We start from the raw sequence: 12427 nt of genomic DNA, 5'->3' as shown, positions 1-12427 counted from the left end.
GCCGTCGCGCGCGGGGGCTCACCCGCCGACCGGTGGCGGCCCGGGGCGCACACCTGGGCGGCCACGGGATCAGAAGACGCTGACCCCGTAGGCGTTCAGGGCCTCCACCACGGGCTGGAAGAAGGTCGTGCCACCGGAGGTGCAGTCTCCGCTGCCGCCGGAGGTCAGACCGTAGGCCACGCCGTTGGTGCCGTACAGCGAGCCCCCGGAGTCACCGGCCTCGGCGCAGACCGTGGTCTGGATCATGCCGTAGACGATGTCGCCGCTGCCGTAGTTCACGGTGGCGTTCAGGGCGGTGACGCGGCCGCTGTGGATGCCGGTGGTCGAGCCGTCGCGGTAGACCGTGGTGCCCACGCTCGGGGTGCCCGCGCTGGTGATGTCCGTGTTGCCGGCGGTGCCCGACTTGGTGACCGACGTGTTGGTGTACCGGACGATGCCGTAGTCGTTCGTCGGGAAACTGGAGCCCGCCGTGGTGCCGAGCGTGGTGGTGTGGGAGGAGTTGGACCACCACGTGCCCGCGCCGTCGGTGCAGTGACCGGCCGTCAGGAAGTAGTAGTTGCCCGAGCCGTCGACGACGTTGAAGCCGAGGGAACAGCGCCAGCTGCTCGCATAGATGGCGTCGCCGCCCGCGATGTACTTCCGGAACGTGCCCTCGGTGCGCTTGATCGTCAGAGCGTCGGCGTTGGCGCCGGCCTGCTCCTTGATCTTCGCGATCTCGGCCTGGGACACCGTGCTGTCGACGGTGACGACGACGCGGTTGGTCTTGCTGTCGACCGCCCAGGCGGTGCCCGGGACGTCGGCCTCGAGCACCGAGGCTCCGGCACTCTTGAGTTCGGCGGCGCTGAACGGGGTGGCGTCGGCCGCACTCGCGTGGGGCATGGCGACGGCCGCCGCGGCCACGAGTCCGGTGGCCACGGCGGTCAGCCGGGTCCGTCTCGTGATGCCGCTGGTGGGGGTGGTGCGCTTGATCCTCACGTTTCGTTCCCTCCCGGGGGAAGTCGGGGGCCCGCGTGGGGTCGGGGCCCGTGAGGCGCAGTCAAAGGGCGGCCCGGGCGTCCGGATTCCGGACACGCCGTGCCCCTGACAAGCGCTGAGGGGGAGTATTCGGCCGAACGGACGGTCGGCGCAAGGGCACCTTTCGGCCGTCAATCTTGGAACGGACTGTGCGACTTGGGCCTCATGAGCGTACGCGCCGAACCCCTGCGGCCCCGGCGAGGACGCGGCCGGGCGGCCCGGAAGTCGGCCGGACACCCGGGACCCGGCGATCGCCGTCCCCTCTTCCCGTTGTCCTGGGCCTTGGCGGTCACACCCGCCCCCGCACCCGCACCCGCCCCCGCACCCGCCCCCGCAGCCGCAGCCGCAGCCGCAGCCGCAGCCGCCTAACAGTCACACCCGCAGCCGTCGCAGCAACAGCCGTCACCGCAGCAGCCGTCACCGCAGTTCCCGCAGCAGTCACAGCACTCGCAGCAGTCGGAGCAGTCGTCGCAGCGCGAGCAGTACCCCTCTTTACGCTCCCGCGTCCACGGGTCGTCGTACTCGCCGCAGCACATCTGGCACGTGCAGGCGAGCCCCGCCCAGACCAGGCAGCCGGCGAGGAGGCCGCGCCGGTCGCGGTGCGGCGGCTGCGGGGGCGCGGGCGGGCCTCCGGGGCCGGAGGGCGCGTACGGATTGCCCGGCGGGGGCCCGTACTGCTGCGCCGGGTGCCCGCACGAGGTGGTGCCGAAGGCGCGGTCGACGGAGGCGCGCAGCTCGTGCACGAGCAGCACATGGGCCAGCTTCGTGTCGCCGAACTCGGCCTCGCGCAGGGCGAGCCGGATGCCGTGCACGGCGTCGTCGGCGAGCCGCCGGGCCTCCTCGAGCGGCGTCCCGGTCGCGGTGAGCGGGTTCCACGCCCCCGACGCGGCGTCGGCCGCCCTGTCCTCGACGGCGTCCAGGAGGTGCGCGAGCCGCCCGAAGAGGCGCCCGGCCTCGGCGAGGGGTTCGGCGTTGCCCGGCCGTCCGGCCAGGACCGCGGTGTGCGCGAAGGCCGCGGCCGTCGCGGTCTCGGTCGGTTCGGTGACCGTCAGGATCGGCGTGCCGGGCCCGGCGAGCGCCTCGAGGCCGACCTGCCGGTCGACGGCGTCGACGAGGACGGCGGTGTCGAACCCGACCGCGGCCCCGCTGCGGGCGCCCGCCGCGCCCCAGCTCGTGGCGACCCGGCGCGCGGCGAGCGCCACCGGCCGCCGGGCCAGCCAGCCGTCGCCGTCGGCGACGTGGTCGCGCACCTTGGCGGAGGCCAGCACCAGCGAGACGGCGGCCGCGAGCCGCGAGCCCTCGCCCTGCGCGACGGACGCGCTCCGCATCCCGCGCAGCGGGCACGGCCCGGCCGTGCGCCGCCCTCCGCCGTCCCCGCCGACGGCCTGAGCCTCCGTCAGGACGGATATCAGCAGTCCGTCGTAGTTGGTGACGACCCGCGCGAACTGTCCGTGGTCCCGGCGCAGCGCGAGGCACAGCCCGCACAGGTGTGCCATCCACTGGGTCCTGAGTCCCTCACCGAGCCGGTGACGGCACGGCCTGACGATTCCGAACACGACGATCCCCCCGTGGTCCGTACGACGTTGAGCTGCGACGACCTGCGGAGAACCACCGTGAACCGCAGCACGCCGCCGCATCGTATCGACGGATCATCACACTGGAGCGGCCCGCCTGATTCACTCGCACGGCCCGCCCCTCACTCGTACGCCATGAAGAATCATATTTCACTCTCAGTCAGCAGCCGTGTGGGGCGGGACCCTTGGGGCACACGGACTCTCGACGGATCGACTGTGCACCAGTACCGTCACAAACCCCCCGCGCGGCGTCTATCCACTTGGCGCGACATCCGCATCATGGACGACCATGGGGAAGCGGAACGGAAGAAAGACCGCTGTGAGAGGAGGCGTCCATGGGATCGGTACGCAAGGCGAGTGCCTGGCTTGGCCTCGTCGACGACAACGATGACGAGCGTTACTACGACGACGACTATTCCGAGGGGACCGACTCCGGGGACGCCTGGGTCACCGACCCGCGGGTGAGGGTCGCCGCCGACACGGCCGAGGAGAAGGGCCGGCGGATCGGCACGGTGACCCCGGACGGCTTCCGGGACGCGCGGGTGATCGGCGAGCTGTTCCGCGAGGGGGTTCCGGTCATCATGAACCTGACGGCCATGGAGGCCGGCGACGCCAAGCGCGTCGTCGACTTCGCGGCCGGGCTGATCTTCGGTCTGCGCGGTTCGATCGAGCGGGTGTCGACCCGCGTATTCCTTCTCACCCCGGCCGACACGGAGATCGTCAACGGCGATCCGGCCGCGCGCCGCACGGACGGCTTCTTCAACCAGAGCTGAGGCAGGGCCGTTCACCGGCCCTGCCCCCCGGGGTCAGCGGAAGGCGTCGAGTCCGGTGAGCGCCTTGCCCAGCACGAGCTGGTGCATCTCGACGGTGCCCTCGTAGGTGAGGACCGACTCCAGGTTGGTCGCGTGCCGCATGACGGGGTACTCCAGGGAGATCCCGTTGGCGCCCAGGATCGTCCGCGCCGTCCGGCAGATCTCGATCGCCTCCCGCACGTTGTTGAGCTTGCCGAAGCTGACCTGCTCGGGACGCAGGCGGCCGGCGTCCATCCGCCGCCCCAGGTGATGGGCGAGCAGGATCCCCTTGTGCAGTTCGACCGCCATGTCGGCGAGCTTGGCCTGGGTGAGCTGGAACCCCCCGATCGGCCGCCCGAACTGCTCCCGCGTCCGCGCGTACGCGACGGCGGCCTCGAAGCAGGCGCGCGCCGCGCCCATCGCCCCCCATACGATCCCGTAGCGGGCGTGCGACAGACAGCTGAGCGGGCCCTTCAGCCCGACGACCCCGGGCAGGACCGCGTCGGCGGGCAGCCGCACGTCGTCGAGGACGAGCTCGCTGGTGACACTGGCCCGCAGGGACCACTTGTGCTTGATCTCGGGCGCGGAGAAACCCGGGACGCCGGCGGGCACGACGAAGCCCCGGACCCCCTCCTCGGTCCGGGCCCACACCACGGCGACGCCGGCGACGGACCCGTTGGTGATCCACATCTTCCGCCCGGTGAGGATCCAGTCGGAGCCGTCCCGCTTGGCGTACGTCCGCATCGAGCCGGGGTCGGACCCGTGATCGGGCTCGGTCAGCCCGAAGCACCCGATGACCTCGCCGGAGGCCATCCGCGGCAGCCACGTCCGCTTCTGCTCCTCGCTGCCGAAGCGGTGCAGGGCGTACATGGCGAGGGACCCCTGCACCGAGACCAGGGACCGGATGCCGGAGTCGGCGGCCTCCAGCTCCAGACACGCCAGCCCGTACTGCACGGCGCTCGCCCCGGCGCACCCGTACCCCTCGAGCGACATCCCGAGGGCGCCCAGCGCGCCGAGTTCGCGGGCCAGCTCCCGGATCACGGGCAGCTCCCCCGTCTCGTACCACCCGGCCACGTGCGGCACCACCCGGTCCGCGGCCCACGCCCGCACGGTGTCCCGGACGGCGCGGTCCTCGTCCGTCAGCAGGTCGTCGAGGCCGAGCGGGTCGGCGGGGTCGAACGGGGGCAGGGCGGAAACGGACATCGAACCCTCCGGAACAGGAAAACTAGCACCGCTAGTCACGGACTCCGGCGCCCCACGTTACGGCGTTCTCCCCCGGGCGTCACGCGGTGACGCGGGCCTCCGTGGCCTCCCGGGGACCGGGCAGCTCCACCGGCGGGGTCTCGTACTGCATGGCCCGCGGCAACCGCAGCGCCATCACCGCCCCCAGCGACAGCAGCCCCGCGCTCACCAGCAGCGTGACGTGCAGCCCGTGCACGAAGCAGTCCCGGGCCGTGCGCCGCAGGGCGTCGCCCGCCGCTCCCCCGAGCCGACCGGCCACCTCGTACGCCTCGCCGAGCGAATGCCCCGCCGCGGCGGAGTCCGCGGCCGGCACCCCCGGCACCGAGGACAGTCCGGGCGCGTACGCCGCGTTCATGACACTGCCCAGGAGGGCGATCCCGATCCCGGCCCCCAGCTGGTACGAGGTCTCCCCGATCGCGGCCGCCCCGCCGGCCCGCTCCGGCGGGGCCTCGCTCAGCATCGACTCGTACGCCCCGAACAGCGTCGTCTCCAGCCCGAGGCCGAGCAGCACGAACCCGCACAGCAGCAGCCCCGCGTCGTCCGTGCCGCCCAGCGCGGTCAGCGTCACCACCGCGGCCGCCGTGAGGCAGAACCCGCCGCACACCATCCGCCGTGGCCCGAACCGCCGCAGCAGCCGCGCCCCGGCCAGCCCCGCAGCCATCGCCGCGACCGTCAGCGGCAGCAGCCGCAGCCCCGTCTGGAGCGGGGACAGCTCCAGCACCAGTTGCAGGTACTGCGCCGCGATCAGCTCCAGACCCACCAGCGCCAGCATCGCCAGCACGATGCACCCCACCGACGTGCTGAACGCCGGCCGGGCGAACATCCGCAGGTCCACCAGGGGATGCGCGCGCCGCCGCTGCCGCCGTACGAACAGCGTCATCAGCGCGGCGCCCGCGAGCAGCGGCAGCGCGGTGAGCGCGTCGGTCTCCCCGCCGCCCAGCCGCTTCACGCCCAGCACGACGCAGAACAGGCCGACGGCGGCCATCAGCGCGCCGACCACGTCCCACGGCCCGTCCCCCGCGCCGCGCGACTCCGGCAGCAGCAGGCGCCCCACCGGGAGGCTGACCAGCATCAGCGGAATGTTGACCAGGAAGACCGAACCCCACCAGAAGTGCTCCAGCAGGAAGCCCCCGAGCAGCGGCCCCACCGCCGCGCCGACCGCGGCCACCGCGCTCCAGACGCCGATCGCGACCGCCCGCTCCCGCCGGTCGGGGAAGACCTGCCGCAGGATCGACAGTGTCGCCGGCATGATCATCGCGCCGCCGACCCCGAGGAGCGCCCGCGCCACGATGAGCACCTCGGCGCTCCCCGCGAGCGCGGCCAGCGCGGAGGCGACGCCGAACAGGCCGTATCCGAGCAGCAGCACGCGTCTGCGGCCCACCTTGTCACCGAGCGTGCCGAAGAGGATCAGCAGCGAGGCGCACACGAGCGGATAGGTGTCGACGATCCAGAGCAGTTCGATGGCCCCGGGCCGGAGGTCCTCGGTGACGGCGGGCACCGCGACGTGCAGCACGGTCGCGTCGACGGCGACCAGGAGCAGGCTGACGCACAGGACCACGAGCACGATCCAGCGGTTGGCACCGGCCCCGGCCGCCCGACGGCGCAGCCCGACGGCGGCCGTGGTCGTCCCGGACATGTACGTACCTCCCAGGTGTTCCTCGGGTTCGGCGGGCTCGCGGGGCGGGGACTCCCCGCGACTCGGGCGGAGGGAAGCGGTGTCCCCCGGCCCGCGCGCGGACGAACGGCGAGAGACACGCAGCGTACGCGAGTTCGTGGCTCGTCCACGTGGCGGACCTCTCAGACCTCCGGGGAACCCGTGTGGCGTACACCACTCTTTCCACCGTCCCGGGCGCCCCGGCGCGCCCCGCCCCGGCGCGCCCGGCCGATAATCGGGCCCGTGACCGATCTTGGAACGCGCGGGGCGCTCCCCGGCTCCGCGGCCCTGCGCCGGGCGGCCCCGGCGCTGGCGGGGTACGCGGCCGCCCGCGCCGTGGGTCTGCTCGCCCTCACCGTGTGGAGCGCCGCACGGGACAAGAGTGCGTACACGTTGTTGACGGCGCGCTGGGACGCGCTGTGGTACACGCGGGTCGCCGAGCTGGGGTACGGCTACGAGGTGCGTCTGCCCAACGGTGACGTGCATTCCAACCTGGCCTTCTTCCCGCTGCTGCCGTGGCTGGAGCGCCTGCTGCACGCGGTGACGCCGCTGTCGTACGCCGGGGCCGGTCTCGCCGTCTCCCTGGTCGCCTCGCTCGCCGCGGCCTGGGGGATCTTCGCGGTCGCCGACCTGCGGTACGGGCGCCGGGCCGGCGTCTGCGCGGTGCTGCTCTGGGCGGTGCTGCCGGTCGGGGTGGTGCAGTCGATGGCGTACAGCGAGTCGCTGTTCACCGCGCTCGCCGCCTGGTCGCTGTACGCGGTGCTCACCGGCCGCTGGGTGAGCGCGGGCGTACTGGCGGCGCTGGCGGGTCTGACCCGGCCGGTGGGACTCGCCGTGGTCGCGGCGGTGTGGACGGCCGGTGCGTTCTCGTTCGGGGGACACCGGGGCGCGGAGCCCGGGGAGAGCGCGCGTGTGGAGGTGCGCGCCCCTAGGCCTTCCCCCCACCCCTTAACCCGGCGTGAACACACCATCAGGGGCGCGCACAGGACGAGACGCGCCCTCGGTCTTCTCCTCGCCCCCCTCGGGACGGCCGGCTACGTCCTCTGGGTGGGCCATCGCACCGGCCGCGGCCCCCTCGGCTATCTCGACGTCCAGGCGGGCTGGCGCAACGGCTTCGACGGCGGATACGCCTTCGCCCGCTTCATCATGGACAAGTTCACGTCCATTCCGTCGGCCGTCGCCGGTGTGGCACTGATCGCCGGCGTGGCCCTGCTCCTCCTGCTGTACGCCGTCTGCGTACGGCAGCGCCAGCCGCTTCCGCTGCTGGTGTACACGGGTGCGGTCCTGGCGCTCGCGCTGTGCGCGTCGAGTTACTTCGGCTCGAAACCCCGTCTGCTGCTGCCCGCGTTCCCCCTGCTGTTCCCCCTCGCCCCGGCCCTCGCCCGGTTGCGGACGGCACGGTCCGCGCTGGTGGTGACGGGTGCCGCGGTGGCATCCGCACTCTACGGGGCGTGGTGGCTGAACGGCTCCGGTCCTCCATGATCGACTCCGTACCGTCGGTGAGCGCGCAGTGAATGGACGGTCCGCCATTCGGTGAACCCATTCATAAGTTCCCTAAAACTACCCCCCAGAATGATCAAAGGAATTGAAGGGAACGGCACGGACGGATTGCGGAATCCGGAGGAATAAGAGCCGTCCTGAGAGCAATCCCACATCACATCGTCATCACAAACCCGTGGATTCGGCCGAGAACTGAGCTCACTCGCTGTAACGTCGATTGGGTGCGTACCGAACAAAACCTCACCCGTCTGGACCGGGTGTTCGCCAGGCTGGACCGCGAGCCGGAACGGCCGACCCACATCGACGTGCCGAGGATGAGCAGGCACCGGGTCGCGCTGTTCGCCGCGACCTTCGCCTTCTACCTGGCGATCGTGTGGCTCGTGGTGATCACCTCGTGGCTGGTCCGCCTCGACTGGCAGGTCATGTTCTTCCGGCCGTACCAGCAGTGGTCGGAAATCCACTGGTTCGTCGACTACTACGTGGTCCTCGGCCAGCGCGGCCCGACCGCCGTGATGGTGGCCGCCTGGCTCGGCTGGAGATCCTGGCGCCAGCACACCCTGCGCCCGCTCCTCACCCTCGGCACCTCACTGCTGCTGCTGAACGTCACCGTCGGCGCCGCGAAGATCGGCATGGGCCGCCTCGGACCGCACTACGCCACCACCATCGGCTCGAACGAGATGGGTCTGGGCGGCGATATATTCCCCAGCGGCCACACCGCCAACGCGGTCGTGACCTGGGGAATCCTGGCCTATCTGGCCTCCACGCCGAGAGCCCGCCGCTGGCTGTCCGCCCTCTCCGCGGTCACCTCCCTCGGCGTCGGGCTGGCCACGGTCTACCTCGGTACGCACTGGCTGAGCGACGTGGTCCTCGGCTGGGCCGCCGGTCTGCTGATCCTGCTGGCACTGCCCTGGTTCGAGCCGCTGATCGCCCGCGCCGAGGTGGGGATCCTCGCCCTGCGCGACCACTGGCGCGACCGCCGCACCGGCACGGTGCCCGTGCCCGCCCCGGTCCCGGTGCCCGTGCCGCTCAAGCCGCGCGCCGCGTCCCAGGACGAGACCACCGCCGCCCGCTCCCCCCGGACGCCGGTCTACCTCGCCCCCGGCCCGCACACCGTCCGCTCGGAGCGCACCCCGGTCACTCCCGTCGGCAGCCGCCGCCCACCGCACTCCGACCGGCTGCCGCGCGGTACGACCACGTCCACCACGGCCCGCCCGCTGACGGGCGGCTGACCGACCGCGGGGCTTCGCGGTACGCACAGACCCGCCCCGCACCCCGAGGGCCCCGGTTCCTGTCCCCAGGAGCCGGGGCCCTCGGCGTCGCGGCGCGGCGGGGGCGGCAGGAGTGCCGGGGGACGCGGTGGGGGCGGGGGCGGAGCGGGGGGGCGCGGCGGGGGCGCGGCGGGGGCGCGGCGGAAACCCCGCCGGGCCGCTCAGCCCTTCCAGGCCCGGCTGACGCGCCCGCCCCGCACCTCGAAGTTCAGCCGGCCCACCCGGTACTCCATGGTGATGACCGTCCCGGGCGCCAGCGAGCGCACGGTCGACCACCCCCGTTCCCGGGCGAGCCGCTCGGCGCGCGCGGCCTCGAGGCCGACATATCCGTCCGGATCGTCCTGGGGCTCCGCCTGCGGAGCGGGAATCGGTGCCATACCGCCACGCTAGGCCGAGGAGGCCGTCCCCGGAACCCCGGAACCGAGATGTGGATCACTCCGGTCACACTTCTGTCACAGGACCACGACAGGCGTTTCGGTGTATGTCCGTCACACGTACGAGCGGTTCACTACGCCTTCCGCGCGCATTCGAACGTAATTTCCGCGTGTCGTCCGGGCCCCTCGAATAACCCATCGGAAAGTTCCCGGAGAACCGTCCCCGGAACCCGTTCCTTTCCCCTCCCGCACCGCACCTCGAGACCTCGCATTCCATAGGAAATGCACTGCTCGCCCACACGGCCTCCGCACGCCCCCTGTCGGTGCGGCGGCGGCGCGAGCATCATGGCGGCGACCGGTGGGCACCCGTGCGGCGCGGGCACCCGTGCGCCGCGGGCACCCCTGCGGCACGGGCGGCGGCGGGCCCGGGGCGACGAGGGAAGGGCGAGCGATGGGGACGCAGACCGTACCGGCGGCGGCACGAGCCGTCCGGGCCAGACGGGGCGGCCGGGTGGTCGTCGACTGGCTGACCACCACCGACCACAAGAAGATCGGGCACCTCTACCTGATCACGTCGTTCGCGTTCTTCCTGGTCGGCGGTGTGATGGCGTTGATCATGCGGGCCGAGCTGGCCCGGCCCGGACTCCAGATCGTCGACAACAACCAGTTCAACCAGCTCTTCACCCTGCACGGCACGATCATGCTGCTGCTCTTCGCGACGCCGAGCTTCGCGGGCTTCGCCAACGAGCTGATGCCGTTGCAGATCGGCGCCCCGGACGTGGCCTTCCCCCGGCTGAACATGCTCTCGTACTGGCTGTTCCTGTTCGGCGGCCTGATCGTGCTGGGCTCGCTGCTGCTCCCGGACGGACCGGCCGCCTTCGGCTGGTTCGCCTACGCGCCGCTCAACGACGCCGCCCACTCCCCCGGCCTCGGGCCGGACCTGTGGATCATGGGCCTGGCGCTGGCCGGGTTCGGCACGATCCTCGGCGCGGTCAACTTCATCGCCACCATCATCGGGATGCGCGCGCCCGGCATGACGATGTTCCGGATGCCGATCTTCACCTGGAACACGCTGTTCACGTCGATCCTGATCCTGATGGCGTTCCCGGTGCTCGCGGCGGCGCTGCTGGTGCTGGAGTCGGACCGGCGGTTCGGCTCTCAGGTGTTCCAGGCGGCCAACGGCGGCGCCCTGCTGTGGCAGCACCTGTTCTGGTTCTTCGGGCATCCCGAGGTGTACATCATCGCGCTGCCGTTCTTCGGGATCATCACGGAGATCATCCCGGTCTTCAGCCGCAAGCCGATCTTCGGCTACCTCACGCTGGTCGGGGCGACGATGGCGATCACCGGCCTCTCGGTGGTGGTGTGGGCCCACCACATGTTCGCGACCGGCGCCGTGCTGCTGCCGTTCTTCTCCTTCATGTCGTTCCTGATCGCGGTGCCGACGGGGGTGAAGTTCTTCAACTGGACCGGCACCATGCTGAAGGGGTCGGTGTCCTTCGAGACGCCGATGCTGTGGGCGACGGGCTTCCTGGTGACGTTCCTCTTCGGCGGCCTGACCGGGGTGATCCTGGCGTCGCCGCCGATGGACTTCCACGTCACCGACTCGTACTTCGTGGTGGCGCACTTCCACTACGTCGTCTTCGGCACCGTCGTCTTCGCGATCTTCGCGGGGTTCTTCTTCTGGTGGCCGAAGTTCACCGGCAAGCTCCTCGACGAGCGGCTCGGCAAGATCCAGTTCTGGACGCTGTTCGTCGGCTTCCACACCACGTTCCTGGTGCAGCACTGGCTGGGTGCGGAGGGCATGCCCCGCCGGTACGCGGACTACCTGGCCGCGGACGGCTTCACCGCCCTGAACACCGTCTCCACGATCGGCGCGTTCCTGCTCGGCCTGTCGACGCTGCCGTTCCTCTACAACGTCTGGAAGACCGCCAAGTACGGCCGGAAGGTCGAGGTCGACGACCCCTGGGGCTTCGGCCGCTCCCTGGAGTGGGCGACCTCCTGCCCGCCGCCCCGGCACAACTTCACCGCGCTGCCCCGGATCCGCTCGGAGTCCCCGGCGTTCGACCTGCACCACCCGGAGTACGCGGCCGAGATCCCGCAGCCCGAGCCGAAGAAGCACCAGGCCCGCGGGTCGTCCTGACCGTCCCCGGGCGCGGTCGGCGCGCGGGGACGGAAAAGGGCCCGGGGAACGCGGCCGCGCTCCGCCCTTCCCGCACGACGGCGGGCGGCCCCGCCCGGCGGTTCTCACCCGGCGGGGCCGTCGGCGCGGGGCCGGGTCAGAGGCTCAGGCGCAGGCCCGGCATGATCAGATCGGGATTTCCGCCGATGGCGGCCCGGTTGGCGGCGTAGATCCGCTGCCAGGTGGTGCCGTGCCGGGCGGCGACGGTGCTGAGGGTGTCCCCCGCGCGGACCGTGTAGTCGCCGCCGGAGCCACCGCGGGAGACGCGGTCCGCCGAGCGACCGGACGCCGTCGCCGACGCCTTCGCCGACGTCTCCGCGGAGCCTCCGGCGGACGAGCCGGACCCGGTCGAGCCCGACCCGCTGGAGGCTGAGCCGCTGGAGGCCGAGCCGGACGAGGGAGCGTCAGGTGCGCCGCCGGACGCCCCGGCGCGCGCCGAGCAGGTGGGCCACGCGCCCCACCCCTGCGCCCGCTGGACCCCGGTGGCGACGGAGATCTGCTGCTCCCGGGTGGCCCGGTCGGCGGTGGGCGCGTAGGCGGTGCCGCCGTACGCGCGCCAGGTGGAGGCGGAGAACTGGAGCCCGCCGTAGTAGCCGTTGCCGGTGTTGATGTGCCAGTCGCCGCCGCTCTCGCACTGGGCGATGCGGTCCCACACCCCGCTGTCCGCCGCCGCGGCGTTGCCCGTCGCGGCCAGCAGTCCGAGGGGGGCGAGGAGCGCCGCCCCGGTGAGGACAGCCGTGGTCCGCGCCTTGCCGGCGCGGGTGTCGACGCGGTGGTCGACGCGGGTGTTGTCGGCACATTCGGACATGTAGATCCCTCTCTACGGACCCG

General features: G+C 72.3%; 10 protein-coding genes. 4 read left to right on the top strand and 6 right to left on the bottom strand.

What is annotated here, in order from left to right:
• Positions 1–69: 69 nt before the first annotated feature.
• Entirely contained in the window at positions 70–975 is a 906-nt protein-coding gene (locus tag ACIP67_RS10510) for a S1 family peptidase (RefSeq protein WP_401690435.1), read from the bottom strand.
• Between the two features lie 404 nt (positions 976–1379).
• Positions 1380–2570 carry a DUF5685 family protein gene (locus ACIP67_RS10505; RefSeq protein ID WP_401690432.1) on the bottom strand — a complete coding sequence of 397 codons (1191 nt, stop codon included), beginning with the start codon at positions 2568–2570 and terminating at the stop codon, positions 1380–1382.
• A gap of 353 nt (positions 2571–2923) precedes the next feature.
• Between ACIP67_RS10505 and ACIP67_RS10500 the strand changes: the two genes are divergently transcribed.
• On the top strand, positions 2924–3361 hold the full coding sequence (locus tag ACIP67_RS10500) for a cell division protein SepF (protein WP_385071007.1): 438 nt from the start codon (positions 2924–2926) through the stop codon (positions 3359–3361).
• A gap of 33 nt (positions 3362–3394) precedes the next feature.
• Here the strand turns inward: ACIP67_RS10500 and ACIP67_RS10495 are convergent, their stop codons facing one another.
• Together ACIP67_RS10495 and ACIP67_RS10490 are read right to left on the bottom strand one after the other, a co-directional pair.
• Complete coding sequence (locus ACIP67_RS10495) at positions 3395–4582, bottom strand: acyl-CoA dehydrogenase family protein (RefSeq protein WP_401690428.1); 1188 nt, start codon at positions 4580–4582, stop codon at positions 3395–3397.
• Between the two features lie 79 nt (positions 4583–4661).
• On the bottom strand, positions 4662–6257 hold the full coding sequence (locus ACIP67_RS10490) for an MFS transporter (RefSeq protein WP_401690425.1): 1596 nt from the start codon (positions 6255–6257) through the stop codon (positions 4662–4664).
• Positions 6258–6518: 261 nt separating this feature from the next.
• Here ACIP67_RS10490 and ACIP67_RS10485 point away from each other — a divergent pair, with 261 nt between their 5' ends.
• Positions 6519–7757 (top strand): mannosyltransferase family protein, encoded by a 1239-nt coding sequence (locus ACIP67_RS10485; RefSeq protein ID WP_401690422.1) that lies wholly within the window; start codon positions 6519–6521, stop codon positions 7755–7757.
• 239 nt (positions 7758–7996) lie between these two features.
• Complete coding sequence (locus tag ACIP67_RS10480; RefSeq protein ID WP_401690419.1) at positions 7997–9004, top strand: phosphatase PAP2 family protein; 1008 nt, start codon at positions 7997–7999, stop codon at positions 9002–9004.
• 200 nt (positions 9005–9204) lie between these two features.
• Here the strand turns inward: ACIP67_RS10480 and ACIP67_RS10475 are convergent, their stop codons facing one another.
• Positions 9205–9420, bottom strand: coding sequence for an I78 family peptidase inhibitor (locus ACIP67_RS10475; protein WP_401690416.1), 216 nt, complete (start codon positions 9418–9420; stop codon positions 9205–9207).
• Between the two features lie 448 nt (positions 9421–9868).
• Between ACIP67_RS10475 and ctaD the strand changes: the two genes are divergently transcribed.
• On the top strand, positions 9869–11557 hold the full coding sequence (gene ctaD, locus ACIP67_RS10470; protein ID WP_401690413.1) for a cytochrome c oxidase subunit I: 1689 nt from the start codon (positions 9869–9871) through the stop codon (positions 11555–11557).
• Between the two features lie 136 nt (positions 11558–11693).
• Here ctaD and ACIP67_RS10465 read toward each other — a convergent pair whose 3' ends face one another.
• Positions 11694–12404 (bottom strand): transglycosylase family protein, encoded by a 711-nt coding sequence (locus ACIP67_RS10465; RefSeq protein ID WP_401690410.1) that lies wholly within the window; start codon positions 12402–12404, stop codon positions 11694–11696.
• Positions 12405–12427: the final 23 nt, after the last annotated feature.

The organism is Streptomyces sp. NPDC088812 (assembly GCF_044750285.1).
Taxonomy (GTDB): Bacteria; Actinomycetota; Actinomycetes; order Streptomycetales; family Streptomycetaceae; genus Streptomyces.
Note: the sequence above shows the minus strand (reverse complement) of the source record. Positions and strands in the feature narration are given on the sequence as shown.

What these genes read in the sequence shown, in the direction of transcription:
- ctaD (WP_401690413.1), top strand. Translation starts at nt 9,869, where the DNA reads ATGGGGACGCAGACCGTACCGGCGGCGGCACGAGCCGTCCGGGCCAGA.
- ACIP67_RS10495 (WP_401690428.1), bottom strand. Translation starts at nt 4,582, where the DNA reads ATGTCCGTTTCCGCCCTGCCCCCGTTCGACCCCGCCGACCCGCTCGGC.
- ACIP67_RS10500 (WP_385071007.1), top strand. Translation starts at nt 2,924, where the DNA reads ATGGGATCGGTACGCAAGGCGAGTGCCTGGCTTGGCCTCGTCGACGAC.
- ACIP67_RS10465 (WP_401690410.1), bottom strand. Translation starts at nt 12,404, where the DNA reads ATGTCCGAATGTGCCGACAACACCCGCGTCGACCACCGCGTCGACACC.
- ACIP67_RS10490 (WP_401690425.1), bottom strand. Translation starts at nt 6,257, where the DNA reads ATGTCCGGGACGACCACGGCCGCCGTCGGGCTGCGCCGTCGGGCGGCC.
- ACIP67_RS10475 (WP_401690416.1), bottom strand. Translation starts at nt 9,420, where the DNA reads ATGGCACCGATTCCCGCTCCGCAGGCGGAGCCCCAGGACGATCCGGAC.